The organism is Acidobacteriota bacterium, from assembly GCA_026707545.1.
Lineage (GTDB): Bacteria > Acidobacteriota > Thermoanaerobaculia > Multivoradales > Multivoraceae > Multivorans.
Map to the genome: position 1 here is coordinate 297391 of JAPOWR010000005.1, position 17673 is coordinate 315063.

Annotated in this window: 15 protein-coding genes and 2 tRNA genes; 9 read left to right on the forward strand and 8 right to left on the reverse strand. The window is 69.0% G+C overall.

All coding sequences use genetic code 11. The annotated features are described in order from the left end of the window. Positions 1-40: 40 nt before the first annotated feature. The 6 genes from OXG83_17340 to ccmA all read right to left on the reverse strand — a co-directional run bounded on the left by OXG83_17340 (position 41) and on the right by ccmA (position 5208). Positions 41-643 (reverse strand): cytochrome c-type biogenesis protein CcmH, encoded by a 603-nt coding sequence (locus tag OXG83_17340; protein ID MCY3966784.1) that lies wholly within the window; start codon positions 641-643, stop codon positions 41-43. Position 644: 1 nt separating this feature from the next. Then, positions 645-1181, reverse strand: a complete 537-nt coding sequence (locus OXG83_17345; protein ID MCY3966785.1) for a redoxin family protein — start codon at positions 1179-1181, stop codon at positions 645-647. Continuing rightward, positions 1178-3178 carry a heme lyase CcmF/NrfE family subunit gene (locus tag OXG83_17350; GenBank protein ID MCY3966786.1) on the reverse strand — a complete coding sequence of 667 codons (2001 nt, stop codon included), beginning with the start codon at positions 3176-3178 and terminating at the stop codon, positions 1178-1180. The genes OXG83_17345 and OXG83_17350 overlap by 4 nt, the downstream gene beginning before the upstream one ends. Continuing rightward, the gene (locus OXG83_17355) at positions 3175-3666 is read right to left on the reverse strand and encodes a cytochrome c maturation protein CcmE (GenBank protein ID MCY3966787.1); all 492 of its coding nucleotides are present in this window, start codon (positions 3664-3666) and stop codon (positions 3175-3177) included. Before OXG83_17355 ends, OXG83_17350 begins: the two co-directional genes overlap by 4 nt. A gap of 184 nt (positions 3667-3850) precedes the next feature. Next, complete coding sequence (locus OXG83_17360) at positions 3851-4531, reverse strand: heme exporter protein CcmB (protein ID MCY3966788.1); 681 nt, start codon at positions 4529-4531, stop codon at positions 3851-3853. Then, complete coding sequence (gene ccmA / locus OXG83_17365; protein MCY3966789.1) at positions 4528-5208, reverse strand: heme ABC exporter ATP-binding protein CcmA; 681 nt, start codon at positions 5206-5208, stop codon at positions 4528-4530. The genes OXG83_17360 and ccmA overlap by 4 nt, the downstream gene beginning before the upstream one ends. Before the next feature lie 157 nt (positions 5209-5365). Here ccmA and OXG83_17370 point away from each other — a divergent pair, with 157 nt between their 5' ends. Genes OXG83_17370 through OXG83_17390 form a run of 5 tightly spaced genes read left to right on the forward strand, consistent with a single transcriptional unit; the run spans position 5366 to position 11122 of the window. Continuing rightward, positions 5366-5944 carry a sigma-70 family RNA polymerase sigma factor gene (locus OXG83_17370; GenBank protein ID MCY3966790.1) on the forward strand — a complete coding sequence of 193 codons (579 nt, stop codon included), beginning with the start codon at positions 5366-5368 and terminating at the stop codon, positions 5942-5944. Positions 5945-5964: 20 nt separating this feature from the next. Further along, positions 5965-6540, forward strand: coding sequence for a zf-HC2 domain-containing protein (locus OXG83_17375; GenBank protein MCY3966791.1), 576 nt, complete (start codon positions 5965-5967; stop codon positions 6538-6540). Positions 6541-6580: 40 nt separating this feature from the next. Further along, positions 6581-7519, forward strand: a complete 939-nt coding sequence (locus tag OXG83_17380) for a polymer-forming cytoskeletal protein (protein MCY3966792.1) — start codon at positions 6581-6583, stop codon at positions 7517-7519. Between the two features lie 32 nt (positions 7520-7551). Further along, positions 7552-9387: a tetratricopeptide repeat protein gene (locus tag OXG83_17385; protein ID MCY3966793.1), complete on the forward strand. Its 1836-nt coding sequence runs from the start codon at positions 7552-7554 to the stop codon at positions 9385-9387. A gap of 7 nt (positions 9388-9394) precedes the next feature. Then, complete coding sequence (locus OXG83_17390) at positions 9395-11122, forward strand: proline--tRNA ligase (GenBank protein MCY3966794.1); 1728 nt, start codon at positions 9395-9397, stop codon at positions 11120-11122. Here OXG83_17390 and OXG83_17395 read toward each other — a convergent pair. Beyond that, positions 11093-12442, reverse strand: a complete 1350-nt coding sequence (locus OXG83_17395) for a hemolysin family protein (GenBank protein ID MCY3966795.1) — start codon at positions 12440-12442, stop codon at positions 11093-11095. The genes OXG83_17390 and OXG83_17395 overlap by 30 nt on opposite strands. 157 nt (positions 12443-12599) lie before the next feature. Beyond that, positions 12600-13844, reverse strand: a complete 1245-nt coding sequence (ilvA, locus tag OXG83_17400) for a threonine ammonia-lyase (protein ID MCY3966796.1) — start codon at positions 13842-13844, stop codon at positions 12600-12602. 108 nt (positions 13845-13952) lie between these two features. Between ilvA and OXG83_17405 the strand changes: the two genes are divergently transcribed. The 4 genes from OXG83_17405 to OXG83_17420 form a co-directional block, all read left to right on the forward strand. Then, positions 13953-14029 (forward strand) — tRNA-Val (locus tag OXG83_17405). Between the two features lie 26 nt (positions 14030-14055). Continuing rightward, positions 14056-14132 (forward strand) — tRNA-Val (locus OXG83_17410). 72 nt (positions 14133-14204) lie between these two features. After that, positions 14205-16139 (forward strand): threonine--tRNA ligase, encoded by a 1935-nt coding sequence (gene thrS / locus OXG83_17415; GenBank protein ID MCY3966797.1) that lies wholly within the window; start codon positions 14205-14207, stop codon positions 16137-16139. A 255-nt stretch (positions 16140-16394) separates the two neighbouring features. Then, a partial coding sequence (locus tag OXG83_17420) for a hypothetical protein (GenBank protein ID MCY3966798.1) occupies positions 16395-17673 on the forward strand: 1279 nt, incomplete at its 3' end.

The window sequence follows — 17673 nt, forward strand, 5'->3', positions numbered from 1 at the left end:
GCGAGGACGGCGGCGACGAGAGCAATCGTCGCAACGACAGTCAGGTCTCCGTCTCCCCGTTGTCTCCGTCAGCGTCGTCGTCGCGCTCCACCTGCCTCAGGTAGGCGTCCAGGCCCTCGTCGGCGCTTCGACGTTGCCGGAGCCGCCGCGCGACCAGCAGGCCGCCGAGCGTCACGATCCCGGCGGGCGCCGTCCACACGATCAGGTTGAGGCCGCGTGCGCGCGGCTCGAGCAGCACGAACTCGCCGTAGCGCTGCTCGAAGTAGAGGACCACCTGGTCGCGGGTGTAGCCGGAGGCCAGCAGGGACCGCGCCTCCGCCCGCATCGCCTGCGCCGATGAAGCGCCCGAGTCGGCGATCGACAGCGCCTGGCACTTGGGGCAGCGGATGTCGGCCGCGACCAGGGCCACGGCCCGGTCGAGCTCCTCGCCGGAGAGCGGTTCGCCCTGCGGGTCGCCCAACTCGCGCGATGCCTCGACTCCGAGTCCCGGCCGGACCTCGCCTTCGGCCGCCGGCAGATCGACGCCGGGTCCGGCATCCTGCGACTGCGCGGCCAGGAGGCCCGGTGTTACGCCTGATGCCGGCCAGAAGGCCGGCGCACCCAGCAGAACGAACGCGGCCGCCGGGATGCCGGTAACCCGCATGTCAGCCGGTCGCTTCGGCCGGCTGCGCCAGCAGCCGGTTGGCGACGTCGAGTAGCTGCTCGGGCGAGACCGCGCCGATCGCCTTGTCGACGATCGTGCCGTCGCGGTCGATGAAGAAGGTCTCGGGAGGGCCGTAGACGCCGTAGGCGATGGCGACCCGGCCGCCCTCGTCGATCAGCGATGGGCCCCAGGTCCCGTTCTCGGCGTTGAACTGGGCGATCAGGCCGGGCTCGTCCTGGAAGATGACGCCGAGGAAGTGGATCTCGCCCCGCCAGCGCCGGGCGCCTTCCATGAGTAGCGGGTGCTCGACCCAGCAGGGCACGCAGTAGGTGGCCCAGAAGTTGATGACTACGGGGGTGCCGCGGAGCTCCTCCAGGTCGACGACGTTGCCGTCGAGATCGGCGAGCCGGAAGCTGGGCGCCGGTTGGCCGATCAGCGGCGACTCGACGATCTGGGGGTCGTGCCGGAACCCGAACCCGAGCACGAGCAGGACCGGCAGGCAGATGCCGAGGCCGATCAGGAGGACCTTGCGGTTCATCGCCCTCCTCCTGCCGGCGACGGGGCGAGTTCCGGGACCGCGTCGGGGGCGGCTGCCCGCCGTTCGGCGGCGGTCGGAATCAGGCACAGGGCCGTGCCGGCGACCATGATCACCACGCCGAGCCAGATCCACGCGACGAGCGGCGTCCTGATCGCGCGCAGGCCGATCGATCCGTCGCCGCCCACGTTCATCAGGGTCAGGTAGAGGTCGTGGCCCGCCGTGGTCCGGACCGCGGGCGTGCCGATCGGTTCGCGCTGGTTCGGGTAGATGTTGAGCGACGGGTACAGGACGCCGCGGCTCCGGCCGTTGCTCGAAACCTCGATTTCGGCCTGGTGGCGCTCGAGGTGGGGCTCCTGGACCAGCTCGGCGCCGCGGAACGTCATCTCGTAGCCGCCCAGGCGGAGCGTTTCGCCGGCGCGCAGGGTCGCCTCCGCCTCGCGCTGGAAGGTCGACGACACGGCGATCGCGACGAAGGTGACGACGACGCCGAGGTGGACGACGTAGGCGCCCAGCCTGTCCGGCGCCACCATCAGGGCGGCGAGCGGTCCCTTCCCGCCCTCGCGCCGCCGACGCGCCCGCACCGGCCGCAGTCCCTGGTCGGCCGTCACCCAGAGGGCGAAGCCGCCAAAGGCGGAAACGATGAGCACCGGCGCGGAGCGGGCGCCCAGGAGAAGCGCCAGCGCCAGGCCGACGCCGGCGGCCGGGAGGGGGCGCAGCAGGGCGCGGCGCACGAGCTTCGGATCGCTGCCGCCCCAGGGCAGCGCCGGCCCCACGCCCATCAGCAGCAGCAGTCCGGCGAACAGGGGAACGGCCATCCGGTTGAAGTAGGGCTCGCCCACGCTGACCTTCACTCCGCGCAGCGACTCGGCGACGATCGGGTAGATCGTGCCCACGAGCACCGTGAACATCAGGCTGACGAAGAGCAGGTTGTTCAGCAGGAAGGCGCCTTCGCGGCTGATCAGGCGCTCGTTCGAGGGTTCGGAGACCAGGGTGTCGATCCGGAGCGACAGCAGCACGACGACCGCGGCGGCGCAGAGGGCGAGGAACCCCAGGAACACCGGGCCGATGGGGCTCTGGGTGAAGGAGTGGACCGAGTTGACGACCCCCGAACGGGTCAGGAACGTGCCGAGGATCGTGAGCAGGAACGTAATCATGATCAGGATCACGGTCCAGGCCTTCAGCGTTCCGCGGCGCTGCTGGACGACGCCCGAGTGGAGCGCCGCGATCCCGGTCAGCCAGGGCAGGAAGGAGGCGTTCTCGACCGGGTCCCAGGCCCAGTAGCCGCCCCAGCCGAGCACCTCGTACGACCACCAGCCCCCGAGCATGATGCCGGCGGTGAGAAACGACGTCGGAACGAGCAGCCAGCGGCGCATCGGGCGCAGCCACGTGGCGCCCAACTGGCCGCGGAGCAGCGCCGCCACGGCCATCGCGAACGGCACCGACATGCCGACGTAGCCCAGGTAGAGCATCGGCGGGTGGATCGCCATCAGCAGGTGGTTCTGGAGCAGCGGGTTGGGCCCCGGACCGTCGACGGGAACCGGGGGCGGCGTGGGCGCGAACGGGTCCGCGACGCTGGCGATCAGGAACGTGAAGAAGGCGCCGATGCCGAGCAGGGTGGCCAGGGTGTACGCGAGGTAGTCATCGTGCCCGCGGCGCTGGAAGATGGCCGCGGCCGCGATGTAGAGGCCGAGGATCAGACCCCAGAAGAGGATGGATCCCTCGAGCGACGACCACAGCGAGAAGATCGTGATGTGGAGCGGCGTCGCCAGCGATCCGACCTGGGCCACGTAGGAGACGGAGAAGTCGTGGCTGAGCAGGGCGTACCACATGACCCCGCAGGCCCCCGCCATGGCCGCCGCGAACACCAGCGCCAGCCGGCGCGTCCAGCGCAGGCCGGCGTCGGAGCGCCGAACTCCGGCGATGTAGCCGAAGGGAGCGCCGAAGCTCGCCGCGATCAGGCCCAGGAGGACGAACCCCTGGCCCAGTGCCGAGGTCACAGGTCGAACTGCATGGACTCGATCAGCTCCGCCATGCTGCGATTGTCGTTGACGTCCGGTGCCTGGTACTCGTTGTCGTGCTTCACCATCAGGCGCGAGGTGGCGAACTGGCCGTCCTCGCGCATCGTCCCTTCGATGACGACGCCGATGCCCTCGCGGAACATGGCCGGCGGTACAGCCGTCGTGCGCACGTCGACTCGCGATTGCCCGTCGGTGACCGTGAAGGCGAGGGTCAGACCGTCTTCGCTCCGGCTCACCGAGCCCTTCTCGACCAGCCCGCCGAGACGGATGCTGGCGCCGACCGCTTCCGGGCCCGCCTCGTGGAGTTCCGTGGGACTCCAGAAGTAGACGAGGTTCTCGCCCACGTCGCCGAAGGCGAGAACCGAGAGCGCGATCGCCACGGCGGCGCCCGCGGCCAGCAGCAGGAGACGGCGGTTGCCGCGGTTAGGTGCCTGTTCCTTCGTCTGTGTCGTGGGTTCCGTGCTCATCGCTCTGTTCCTGCGCCGGAGTGTTGCCGGAGGTCCGCCGCCTTCGGGCGAACAGACTGTAGGTGTAGAGGATCAGGGCCGCGCCCGCCGATCCGTAGGCGGCCACAACCCACCCCCAACCGCCGACTATAACGCCGTCCACGCTTCGTTTTCTCCTCCTGGCTGCCCGGTCGCCGGCAGGCCGTCACTCTTCCAGGGCGACGGCGGCCAGCACGCCGCCGAGCGCCCAGTAGATCACATCGAAGGCGAGCAGCATGACGATCCAGCTCCGCGTCTGGTCCATCGGATCCCCAGAAAGCATGAGCGCCACGGTCTTCACCGACGCGATCAGCACCGGGATGACGAGGGGGAAGAGGAGCAGGGGCAGCAGCACGTCCTGGCTCGCGGCTCGGCTCGTCATCGCCGCGTAGAGGGTGCCGGGCGCGGCGAGACCGGCCGCGGCGAGCAGCCAGACGCCGAAGACGCCGAGCAGGGCCCCGGGTCCCGCATCGACGCCATAGAGGATGATCGCCGAGGGCAGCAGCACCGGCCCCAGCATGGCCAGGAAGACGAAGTTCCCGAGGGCCTTCGCGTAGAAGAGGACCGCGGGCTCGACCGGTAGCAGCAGCAGGCCCTCGAGGGCGCGGTTCTCTCTTTCGACCCGGAAGGACTCGGACAGCCCCAGAGTCGAGCTCAGCAGCAGGGCGAGAATGAGGAAGCCGGGGGCCATGACCGTCGCGGTGCGGTCGTCGGCATCGATCGCGAAGGAGAACAGCACCAGGGTGATGCCTCCGAAGAGCACGATCGAGAGGAAACGGAAGCGGCCGCGCCACTCGACCCGCAGGTCCTTCGCCAGCAACACGAACACGGGCCTTGTGAGCTTCAACGCAACCTCCGCGCCCACGCCGCTTCGAGCCCGCCGGCGGCGCCGTGCCACGCGACCTGGCCCTGCTCCAGAAGGATCGCCCGGTTGCAGAGGCGGGAGGCCCGTTCGACCGCATGCGAGGCCACGATCAGGGTTCCGCCGCCATCGGTGAAGCGCTCGATCCAGCCCTCGATCAGCGTCTGACCCTGGGGATCGAGAGACGCGAACGGCTCGTCGAGCAGCAGCAGCCGGGGGTTCTCGAGCCGCGACCGCGCGAGGACGAGCCGCTTCCGCATTCCGGCCGAAAAGCCGCCGACCTGACGGCCGGCGGCGTCCTGGAGACCGAGTTCGGCGAGCAGGTCCGTGAGCCCGCCGGAACCGCCGCGCTCCCCGCACAGCGAACTCCACAACCTGAGGGTCTCGATCGCGGTCAGCCGGTCGTAGAGATAGTCGTGGTGGGAGACCAGGGAGAGCGTGCTTCGGGTGCCGAAACGGTCTTCGGACGGGTTGCGGCCGTCGACCAGGAGCTCCCCCGCCGTCGGTTTCCTGAGGCCGGCGACCAGCCGCAGCAGCGTCGTCTTCCCGGAGCCGTTGGCCCCCGCCAGAAGCAGGCGCTCACCCGCCTCCAGATCGAGGTCGACATGGGCCAGGGCCCACTGGGTGCCGAAGCGGATACCGAGTCCGCGTGCGTGAATCAAGGTCTCGGCACGGTTACTCTCTAGGCGGCGAATGCGGGGACGCCCGTCCCCGGGGCTCCGAGGGTATAGCAGCCGGGGATTGCCGGAAGCGGACCCGGGCGGCCGCAGGACCGGGCCGGCCCGCAACAATCCGGCGCGGGAGACGTAGGTGAAGGCTGTGGAGGCAACTCGGGCGACCGACGAGGAGTTGGTGGCTGCGATTCTGGACGGCGAGACGGCCCTGTACACCGACCTCGTGCAGAGGTATCAGGGTCGGCTGGTCAACTACCTGAACCGCTTTCTCGGCAACGTCGACGAGTCGCAGGAGTTGTCCCAGGAAGTGTTCCTAAAGGTCTACCGGGCCCTCGATCGTTACAACCCCACCTACCGATTCTCGACATGGCTCTTTCGAGTGGCAAAGAACGCGGCGATCGACCTGCTGCGCAAGCGGCGTCTCAAGCTGGTTCCGATGCAGCGGGTCGGCTTCGACGGAGAAACGCGGGAGAGGGAGTTTCCGAGTGAGGAGAGGGACCCGTACCGGGCGCTTCGGAACCTCGAACGGCGCGATGCGATCGGTGCCGCGATCGACGGTCTGAAGGACGAGTACCGAGAGTTGATCCAGTTGAGACACTTCGCCGAGATGACCTACGAAGAAATCGCCGAGTTCAAGGGAATGCCCCTGGGCACGGTGAAGAACAAGTTGTTTCGCGGCCGCCGGATGCTGAAGGCCCGGTTGGCTGAATACCTCACCGACTGAAGGACGGGGGGAGTTCAGCGATGACGAGTTCCAGGAGTGGGGTCAGCGGTAGGGCGTCCGACGCCTGTTCCCATGCAGAACTGATCGACGCCTACGTCGACGGCGCGGTGGCCGAGCCCGAGCGCGAGCAGGCGGAGCGGCACCTTCTGGAATGTGGCGAGTGCCGAAACGAGGCGCGCGCCCTGGCCGCGCTGGGCGAGCTTCTGGCCGCGGAACGGCTCGCGCCCGAGCCGCTCGAAGTCGCGGTCCGCGCCCCGTCGCGGGCACGCCGTCGCAGGGCCCTGGCAGCGGCCGCGGCCCTGGTGGGGCTGTTCGGCGGCTCTCTCGCGGTACTCGCCGGGCTCGCGCCCCAGGTCGAATCGGCGACCTCGGCAGTGGCGGCGCTGTTCGACTTCACGGTCACCGTCGCGCTGGTCGGTGCCGGCCTGCTCGAGGCCTCGTGGCGGGGCGTGAGCGCTGCGGCGTCCTCGGTGCTCCAGCCCGCGGCGCCCGGCCTCGTGTTCGGCGGCTTGGCGGCCGCCGGCCTCACCGCGCTCCTGTTCTCTCTGCTGAGACGCGGTTCCAGGGCGACGGTTCGGGAACGGCAACAGCGCTGAGGTCTCCGGTCGCGGCGGGAGCTACGATCGGCGAGGTCCCGTGCCCGACATCGTCAACAAGCGCCCGCACCTGCTAGCTCCGGCTCTGCTGGCCTGTGTCGCGGTCGCGGGCGGCTGCACGCCTGCCGAGCGACCCGTGGAGAGCGCCGGGGAGGCCGTCGTCGTCGAGGCGGAGGCGGTCGTGCGGGATCAGGTCATCGCGGTGGGCCGGGATCTGGAGTTGCGCGGCGAAGCTCGCTCGGACGCGGTCGTTCTGAGCGGAGACGCCCGCGTCGACGGTGTCGTGTCGGGCGACGTGATCGTGCTCGACGGCGACGTTCACCTGGGATCGCCGGCCCGCGTGGGAGGCGATGTGTTCGTGCTGGGCGGCGAGGTGAACGCAGAGTCCGGGGCCGCGGTCGAGGGCCGCACGGTGGCCTGGCCGCGGGCGCCGTCCTCGTTGCTCATCCTGGCCGAGGGGCCGCTGATGGGCCGCTCGCCGCTGTCGCCGGCGGTGGCGATGCTGAACCTGGCGTTGCTGCTCGCGTGGTTGCTGGTGTCGGTGGTCCTGGTCTGGGGGTTCGACTCGTCGCTCCTCGGGACCGCCCAGAGCGTCCTGGAGCGGCCGTTCCGCAACTTCTTCGTCGGCCTGGTGGCGGTGCTCGCGGTGGGTCTGACCTTCGGTCTGGTGACGGCGGTGGCGCCGGCGATGATCGGTGTGCCGCTACTCGTCGTGTGCGCCGTGGCGGCGATGGTGTGCAAGCTGTGGGGCACCGTGGCGGTGTTCATGGCGGTGGGCACCCGCCTGCTGCCGAAGCGCGGTGGGACCGCCGGCCGGGCGATGGCCGCCGTGCTCGTCGGTCTCCTCGCTCTGGGCCTGGTCAAGATGGTGCCGTACGTGGGTGGCTGGACCTGGACGATCGTCACCTGCATCGGGGTCGGCGCCGCGCTGGACAGCAGGCTCGGACGCTGCGACCCGTGGTTCGCCGGCCTCGACTGAGCCGCTAGGTCCCAGGCGCTAGGCTCGCGCCGATGTACTGCCAGGCTTGCGGCGCGCACAACGAGGACGACGCGGAGTACTGCCAGCGCTGCCGGCAGAAGTTGATGGTCCTCTCCGGCTCGTCCGCGCCGGCGGAGGAGTCACTGGACGGCGGCGACGAGGAGTTCTCGTTCGACGAACACCTGCTGGAGCGGATCTCCATCCTCGAGGAGGTCCTCAAGCGCACGGGCGAAACCGTGCAGAAGGTCTTAAGCGCCATGCACCGGCAGGAGGAGAGCATTCTCGTCCACCACGCCGGCATGCTCGCACTGCGCGATCTTCTGGAACGGCGGGAACTGCTCGACGCGGCCGAATGGAGCGACCTCTGGGAGTCCAAGATGGACGACCAGTTCCAGGTGCTGGAGAAGCGGGAGCGGTTCGCCGCCAGAAAGGACCGGATTCTCGGCCTCTATGAAGGGCGGCGGCGTCCCGCCTTCGAGCAGTTGCTCGAGGAGGCCGAACTCGCCCTGGGCGGTCTCGATCTGGCCAAGGCGATGGAAGCGCTCGAGAAGGCGGCCGGGATCGACCGCGGCAACCATGAACTGGCGCGCTTCCTCGGCGAGTCGCACTTCCAGGACGGACATCTGGAGCGGTCGCTGGACTACATGAGCCGGGTGCTGGCGACGAAGCCGGACCACGTCCAGGGCCTGGTCTACAGCGGCGTGATCCGTCTTCAGCAGGGTGAGGAACAGCGGGGCCAGGAACTGCTGGAGCGAGCGGTCATGATCCACCGGGACGCCTTCCTCCCGCACTTCTGCCTGGGTGCGTCGCTGGCGGGCCGCGGGCAGCCCCAGCCGGCGGCGGCCTTCCTGGAACGGGCGGTCGAGATCGACGGCGTGCCCCAGGCGCTCTACCTGCTCGGCCGTTGCCGCTACGAGATGGGCCGGCTCGCACCGGCGATCGAATCCCTGGTGCAGGCGGTTCAGATCGACCCCTCGTTCGAGGAATGCCACCACCTCCTCGGTCTCTGCTACCTGGACCGGGGCTGGAACCGCAAGGCCCTGACCGCGTTCCGCACCGCCCAACAACTGAACCCGAGGCGGATGCGCTATCGGGATCTGATCGCCTACCTCTCGGGCCGGACCGGAGCCGAGCTGCCGGCGACCAGTCCGGCGGCCGCCGACTGGGTGAGCCGCGGCGAGGAGGCGATCGCGTCCGGCGATGCGCAGGAGGCGCTGCGCTGCTACCGGGAGGCGCTGGCGCTCGACCCGGAGAACCCGACCCTGTTGATGACGTACGCCCTCGCGTGCCTGCAGCTCGACCGCAGCCAGGAGATCGCACAGTTGACGCAGCGGGTGCTCGACTCGAACCCCGGCGAGATGCTGCGGGCGACGGCGTACGCGACCCTGATCGAGTCCCTGCGCAGCGAGGGCAGGTACCGGGAAGGAAACAAGGTCGGACGACGCCTCCTGGACGAGGGCGGGTCGAACTTCTCGAAGAGCATCGCCTACTACGAGATGGCCTACAACCTGGCCGAGATGGATGAAGATCTCGACCGGGCGCTCGACTTCGCGCGCCGGTCCCTGGAGCATGCGCCGGAGGAACTGCGCCAGTTTCCGCTCGCGGCGCTCGGCTGGGTCCACTACAAGCGGCGGGAGCTGGACGAGGCGATCGACTTCCTGTCCCAGTCGATTGAGCTCGGGCCGTCGACAACGGTGCTTACGCGGCTGGGCATGGCGCTCCTGGCTTCCGGCGACGAGGACGGCGCGCGCCGGGTGCTGGCCCGGGCTCGACGGCTCGATGACCGCGGTGACGCGATCGAGGAACGGATGATGGAGTTCATGAAAGACTCCGCGCGGATCATCGAGCGCGTGCGCGGTCGCGCCTAGCAAGACGATGCGTTGGAGCAACTACTACCTCATGACCGCGCGCGAGGCGCCCCGCGACGCCGAGGTCATCAGTCACCAGTTGATGGCCCGCTCAGGCCTCATCCGGCGGCTGGCGGCCGGGATCTACACGATGCAGCCGGCGGGCTGGCGGACGATGCGCAAGCTGATGGCGATCGTCCGGCGCGAGATGGAGCGGGCCGGGGCGGTCGAACTCTCCATGCCGGCGATTCAGCCGGCCGAGATCTGGGAGGAGTCCGAGCGCTGGTACAAGTACGGCGTGGAGCTCCTCCGGATGGAGGACCGGCATGGCCGGCGGTTCTGCTTCGGTCCTACGCACGAGGAGGTCGTCACCGACCTCGTCCGGCGTGACGTGAAGAGCTACCGCCAGTTGCCGATCAACCTGTTCCAGATCCAGACGAAGTTCCGGGACGAGATCCGCCCCCGGTTCGGGTTGATGCGCGGGCGGGAGTTCATCATGAAGGACGCCTACTCCTTCGATGCGAACGAGGAGGGGCTCGACCGGAGCTACCGGGCGATGCACGCCGCCTACTCGCGCATCTTCGAGGCCTGCGGCCTCGAGTTCTCGGTCGTCGAGGCGGACCAGGGGGCGATCGGCGGTTCGTCGTCGCACGAGTTCATGGTGCTCGCCGACACCGGCGAGAGCGCGGTGGCGAGTTGCGCCGCCTGCGGCTACGGCGCGAACGTGGAGCGAGCGGAGGTGGGCGAGCTGCCCGTGCCGGCCCCGACCGGCGACGAGGCCGCGCGGGAGGTCGAAACGCCCGGCACGACGACAGTCGCGCAGGTCGCCGAACTGCTCGGGGTCGAGCCTGCGCGGGTGGTCAAGACGCTGATCTACGACACGGACGACGGTCTGGCGGCGGTCGCGATCCGCGGCGACCGGGAGGTGAACGAAACCAAGCTGCTGAACACTCTCGGCGGCCTCGGCCTGCGTCTGGCGACGGCCGAGCAGGTGGAGGCGGCGACCGGCGGTCCCCTCGGCTTCTCGGGGCCGGTCGGTCTGGCCGCGAGCCTGCGCCTGGTCGTCGACGAGTCGGCGCGGAAGGTCGCCGGGTTCGTCTGCGGCGCGAACAGGGGCGACCGGCATTTCACCTCCGTCTCATGGGACCACGACGTGGCGAGCGCCCGTCAGATCGAGTGGGTCGACGTGATGACCGCCGAAGCCTCCGATCCCTGTCCGCGCTGCAACGCGGGCGCGCTGCGACTCTCCCGCGGCATCGAGGTCGGCCATATCTTCAAGCTCGGCACGGCCTATTCCGAGAAGATGAACTGCACCTTCACGGACGAGCACGGCCGTCTCCACCCCGCCGAGATGGGTTGCTACGGCCTCGGTATCGGCCGCACCGCGGCGGCCGCGATCGAGCAGGGCCACGACCGGGACGGCATCGTCTGGCCGGCGCCCCTGGCGCCGTTCGCCGTCGTCCTCAGTTCGCTCGACCCGGGTGACGAAGCGGTGCGCTCGGCCGCCGATTCCCTCTACGAGGAACTCGTGGGCACGCTGGCCCCCGGTGGTTTCGACGTGCTCTACGACGATCGCGCGGAACGGCCCGGCGTCAAGTTCAAGGATGCCGATCTGGTCGGTTTCCCGGTGCGGGTCGTCGTCGGCGCCCGCTCGCTTCGAAACGGCGGCGCCGAGGTCTCGGCTCGGCGCGACGGCGAGCGCGAAGTCGTCGCGCTGGACCGGGTCTCAGACGTCGTCCTCGGCCTGCTCCGGTAGAACGTCTACCCGGAGGGTGACAATCCGGTTGCCGTCAACTTCTTCCACCTGCAGACGCAGCCGCCCGGCTTCGACCGTGTCGCCCTCTTCCGCGGTGCGGCCGAGCTCGGAGAGCGCGATGCCGGCCACGGTGTCCTCCTCGCGGGCGTCGGCGATGTCGATCCCGAGTTCGTCCTCCAGATCGTCGATCAGCATGCCCCCGAGGACCCTGTAGCCGCCGTCCTCCAGGCGAACGAACTCGGGAACTTCGGCGTCGAACTCGTCCTGGATCTCGCCGACGATCTCCTCCAGAACGTTCTCGAGGGTGACGATGCCGGCGACGCCGCCGTACTCGTCGACGACCGCGGCCATGTGGACGTGCTCGTGGCGCATCCGGGCCAGCAACTGGTCGAGGGAGAGCGTCTCGGGCACGGCGAAGGTCTCGCGGGCGACTTCGCGCAGGGAGGCCGGTGGTTCCTCGGCGATGAACAGGTCCTTGATGTGGACCAGGCCGATCAACTGGTCGAGGTCCCCGTCGCAGAGCGGGAAGCGGGTATGGCCGCTCCGGCGGGCGACGTCGAGATTCGCCTCGATCGGCTCGGTGGCGTCCATGTAGACGACCTCGGTACGCGGGACCATCACCTGGCGGGCGTTGCGGTCGGAGAGTTCGAACACGTTGTCGAGCAGCTCCCGCTTGGGCTCCGAGAGTTCAGTGTCCTCCTCGGAGGCGAGCAGGCGGCGGATCTCCTCTTCGCTGTGGGCCAGTTCGCCGTGGCCGACCGGTTCGATGCCGAAGATGCGCAGGAAGGCGTTCGCCATCAGATTGAGCACCCAGATGCCGGGATAGGTCGCCCAGTAGAAGGCCCAGAGCGGCACGGCGACCCAGAGGCTGGTGGGCTCGGGCCGGCGGATCGCGAGCGACTTCGGCGCCAGTTCGCCGAGCACGATGTGGAACATGCTGATGATCGCGAAGGCGACGATCAGACTGATCGAGTGGGTGGCTTCCGCCGGCATGTTCGGTACCAGCTCGAACAGAGGCTGGAGCAGCCGGTTGACCGCCGGTTCGCCGACGACGCCGAGACCGATGCTGGCGAGCGTGATGCCGAGTTGGGTCGCCGACAGGTAGGCGTCGAGATGATCGATCATCCGCTGCGCCATGCGGCCGCGGAGCGTTTCCACATGGGGAGCGATCTGGGTCGGCCGGACCTTGACCAGCGCGAACTCGGCGGCGACGAAGAATCCGTTCAGACCGACCAGAAAGAGGCCCAGCGTCAGGCCCCAGCCGAGCGGAATGTCGAGGTTGATGGGCGGCCCGGTCGCCGCCACGAATAGCGGGATCATCGGCGCGCGGCCTCAGCAGCCCAGGTGCGCTGGTCGGGGTCCGGGTCGGGTTCGTCCAGACTGGAGCCGGATGGCGAAGGATCCGAGGCGTCGTCGTTCACGCGCGGCAAGCGTAGCAGCACCTTGCCCTTGCCGACGCCGCCCTTCCTTTGCCCCGCTAGTCGTGCCAGCTCTGGGGCTGGGTCTGGCGCCGGACGTGGAGGCCGGCATCGGCGATCGACTCGATCAGTTGTTCGACGTGGTCCGTGCCGCGGGTTTCCAGCCGCAGCCCGATGTGGACCTCGTTCAGGCCGAACTCGGAGAAGGCGCGCTCATGGTGGGTCTCGAGCACGTTGGCGCCGCTCTCGCCGACGAGATTGAGCAGGCCGGCCAGCGCGCCGGGCCGGTCCTTGACGCAGACGTCGAGCTGCACCAGGCGACCGTCCTTCGTCAGGCCGCGCTCGATGATGCGGCTGAGCAGGGTGACGTCGATGTTGCCGCCGGTGAGCACCATCGCCGTTCGGCGGCCCTTCGCCTGGGGCACGCGGTCGTTGACGACCGCGGCCAGAACGGCGGCGCCGGCGCCTTCGACCACGGCCTTCTCGCGCTCGAGCAGCAGCAGCACCGCGTTGGCGATCTCCTCCTCGTCCACCGTCACCAGGTCGTCGACGAGTTCCTCGACCAGCTTCAGGGTCAGGGCCGCCGGTCGCTTGACGGCGATGCCGTCGGCGATCGTGTGGCGGCGCTCGACCGCCACCGGCTCGCCGGCTGCGAGGCTCTCTCTCATCGAGGGTACGGCGCCGGTCTGCACGCCGACGATCCGCGTCTGCGGCCGGTGCGCCTTGTACGCCGCCGCGATGCCGGAGATCAGACCGCCGCCGCCGATGGGCACGACGATGACCTCGAGATCGGGTTCCTGGGCCATCAACTCGAAGCCGATCGTCCCCTGTCCGGCGATCACCTGGGCGTCGTTGAACGGATGAACGTAGGTCGCTCCGAGTTCCGCTTCGAGTTCGTGCGCGTGGGCCTGGGCATCGTCGAACGTCTCTCCGGCCAGCCGGACGTCGGCGCCGAAGCTGCGCGTGTTGGCGACCTTGATCAGGGGCGTCGGCAGTGGCATGACGACGGTGGCCTGCAGGCCGAGCCGGCCGGCGTGGTAGGCGACCGCCTGGCCGTGGTTGCCCGCGGAGGCGGTGATCAGCCCCCGCTGCTTCTCGTCTTCGGAGAGCGTGAGGATGCGGTTCAGGGCTCCGCGCTCCTTGAACGAGCCGGTCATCTGCAGGTTCTCGAGCTTGAAGTAGGCGCCGAGGCCGCACAGCCGGGAGAAGTACTCGGACCGGGCGCACGGACTGACGTAGACCTGATCGGCGATTCGTCGCCGCGCCTCTTCGATCAGCTCCGCCATCTGGAGGCTCGACGTCATCCCGCGATTCTGCAACAACGCATCCCCTTGCGTTGACACGGTAACTCTCCCCTTTGTACCGTTGCGCCTTCTCGCGGGCGGCCGCCTTCGGCTCTCGTTCGCGGGTTCAGGCCCGTAGCTCAGCTGGTTAGAGCGCTACGTTGACATCGTAGAGGTCAGCGGTTCGAGTCCGCTCGGGCCTACCAGACATGGGCCGTTCGGTCTGTGACTCAGGCGCTTAGCTCAGTTGGTTAGAGCGCTACCTTCACACGGTAGAGGTCAGCGGTTCGAGTCCGCTAGCGCCTACCATCGCGGTGCCGGGCCGCGCGGCCCGGCCGTGTCGCCAGACGAACCTGCTACCCGCCACTTGGTGATCGACCGATGCTCGACCTGACCCTGCCGGACGGATCGGTGCGCAGCGTGCCGCCGGGGACGACCGCGCTGGAGGTGGCGCGCTCGATCGGCCCCGGTCTGGCGAAGGCCGCCGTGGGCGCCGCACTCGACGGCCGGCCCGTCGACCTGCGCACTCCGATCGAAGCGTCCGGCCGGTTCCGGCTGTTCACGTCCCGGGACGAAGAGGCCGGCATCTTCCTGCGCCACACGGCCGAGCACGTGCTTGCGGACGCGGTCCAGCGGCTCTGGCCGGGCACCCAGATCGATGTCGGCCGCCGGGACCACTCGGAGAAGTACCAGTACGACTTCCGCTTCCCGCGGGCCTTCGTGCCCGAGGACCTGGAAGCGATCGAGGCGAAGATGCGGGAGATCCTGCGCGAGAAGCACGAGGTCGAGCGGGTCGAGATCGATCGCGAGGAGGCGCGCGAGCTGTTTGCCCGCATGGGCGAGGAACTCAAGCTCGAGCGCCTGGACGACATCCCGGAGGGCGAGCCGATCACCCTGTTCCGGCACGGCGAGTTCGTCGATCTGTGCCGGGGTCCGCACGCGCAACGCGTGGATCAGGTCGGCGCCGTCAAGCTGCTCGAGAGTTCCGGCGTGTTCCTCCGCGGCGACGAGAGCCGCGAGCAACTGCAGCGGATCTACGGAACCGCGTTCGCGAACCGCGAAGCGCTCGACGGGTATCTGGCCGACCTGGAGCTGCGCCGGGCCCGCGACCATCGCCGCCTGGGCCCGGCACTCGACCTGTTCAGCTTCAACCAGAACGCGCCCGGCAGTCCCTTCTTCCATCCCCGTGGGACGGTGATCTACAACCTGCTCGTCGACTACGTGCAGGGACTCAACCGGCGCGACGGCTTCGAGGAAGTGCGGACGCCGCAGATTCTCGACGTCGATCTCTGGCACCGCTCGGGGCACTGGGACAACTACCGGGAGAGCATGTTCTTCACCGAGGTCGACGAGCGGCAGTACGCGGTGAAGCCGATGAACTGCCCGACCCACTGCCTGATCTACCGGACCGGTCTGCGTTCCTACCGCGACCTGCCGATCCGCTACGCCGACTTCGGCCGCCTCCACCGCTACGAACAGTCCGGGGTCATTACCGGCCTCACCAGGGTGCGCACGTTCTGCCAGGACGACGCCCACACCTTCTGCACCGAGGAGCAGGTCGAGGCCGAGGTCCTGCTGCCGGTGTCGACGATCCTCGAGATATACCGGACGTTCGGCTTCGACGACATCCAGATCGAGGTCTCCACGAGGCCGGAGAAGTCGATCGGCAGCGCAGAACTCTGGGAACGGGCCGAGAACGCGCTGATGCGTGCGCTCAGGAGCCGCGGTCTCGAGTTCGACGTCAACGAGGGCGACGGTGCTTTCTACGGCCCGAAGATCGACTTCCAGGCCCGCGACACGCTCGGCCGGAGCTGGCAGTTGGGGACCGTTCAGCTCGACTACCAGATGCCGGAGCGGCTGGACCTCGAGTACACCGCCAGCGACGGCGGCACCCGGCGCCCCGTGATGCTTCACCGCGCGATGCTCGGCTCCGTCGAGCGCTTCCTGGGCATCCTGATCGAACACACCGGCGGAGCGTTCCCGGTCTGGCTGGCGCCCACACAAGCGGTCGTCCTGCCGGTATCCGACCGCTTTCTCGACTACGGCGCCGAAGTCACCGAGAAGCTGCGGGACGCCGGCTTCCGGGTCGAACTCGATCAGCGCAGCGAGAAACTCGGCTACAAGATCCGCGACGCCCAGACCCGCAAGGTCCCCTACATGCTCGTCGTCGGAGGCCGCGAACAGGAATCCGGCACCGTCTCGCTGCGCCTGCGCGAAGCGCCCGAGGGCGGCTCCGCCGATCAGGGCGCGGTCGCGGTGGACGAACTCGCGGCGCGAATTGCCAGCCGCATCGCGTCAAAGTCGCTCGATCTCTGACGCCTGGCGCCAGGCCGGTTACCGCTCCTCGTAGCGCGGTCGCGCGCGTGTTCATCGTCGCACCTCGACCGGCCACGCGCTGCCAGGACGTTCCAGATCGCTCTTGCGTCGCTCGATCTATCGGAGCCATCACACGATGATCGCTAATGCCGATTAGTGTGCTTCGGAACTCGCGTTGCCAGCAATTCCTTGTGCCGGATCTGCCAGAGATCTGTTCCGTGCGCATCGTGTTGGGGAGTTTCGGGGAGCTAGTCCATGTTGACGTTTGGCCGATTCAAGTCGGGCCGTCCGTACGGTCGCTTCCGTCGTCGGGGGCTGCTTGTCTTGGGTGTCGCGGCACTGCTGCTCGCGGTCGCCGTGCCGACGCCGCCGGCGCGGGCCCTCGTGCAGGCCGACGAGAGCATGGTGGACCGGTCACCGCTGATCGTCTTCGGCGAAGTACTCAGCGCCCGTCCGCGCCCGGAGGGTGCGGGCCCGGCGACGGAGTACCTGTTCGGTATCGAGGAGGTGCTGAAGGGCTTCGTCGGCGGAAGCGCGATCATGGTTCGGCAGGCGGACGGGGGTGTGCCGACGGCGTTGCAGTCCGTTGCGGGGTTGCCGATGCTTGCCGAAGGCGACCGCGTTCTGCTCTTCCTGGAAGCCGAGGAGTCAGGCGCGCATGCGGTCGTCGAGTACTCCCTGGGGATGTTCCGCGACGCCTCGCGTTTCCGCCACTGGATCGCTGATCGAGTCGCGGGTGTCGAGAGGGCCGCCGACTACTTCAAGACGGAGCGGCCAGCGGGCCCGGTGGCGCTGCGGTCGGCCGATCGACTCATCGCGGATGGGAGAGACGAACTCCTGACCAGCGACAGCCCGACCACGGCCGCCGCAGCTTCCTCCTGCAGCGGAGTGACCTGCCTCCTGCAGGGAGAGCGATTCCGGGTCAAGGCCTGGTACTCCAGTGGTGGCTCCAGCCGGAGCGCCGGCGCCGTCGGTGCCGCTCTCGGGGGTTCCGCCGGACTGTTCACCTCCGACAGCGGGAGTTCGGAGCTTCTTGTCCGGGTCGTCAACCAATGCAGCGTAACGGGTTACTGGGCGGTGCATGCCGGGGCTGCATCGGACGCGGACTTCCGCGTCGCGATCCGTGACACCCGGTCCAACGAGCTCCAGTGGTTCCGGGTCCAGGCCGGGCGAGCCGCGGCCGATGCCGACGCGTTCTCCTGCGCGTCGGGCGATGCCGGCACCGCGACCGCGGGACCCGGGATGGACTCGGGCAGCCGATGCAGCGGCGTGACGTGCCTCCTGCAATTGGGATCCTTCCGGGTGAAGACCTGGTACTCGAGAGCCGGCGGCCCGAACTGGCCGGCGCCGACGGTGGCCGTCAACCTGGGTGAGACCGCCGGACTGTTCACCTCCGCCAGCGGCCATTCGGAGCTTCTACTCCGGGTCGTCAACACATGCAGGGCCACGGGTCACTGGACGGTGTATGCCGGGGCTGCATCGGACGCGGACTTCCGCATCGCGATCCGTGACACCCGGTCCAACGAACTCGAGT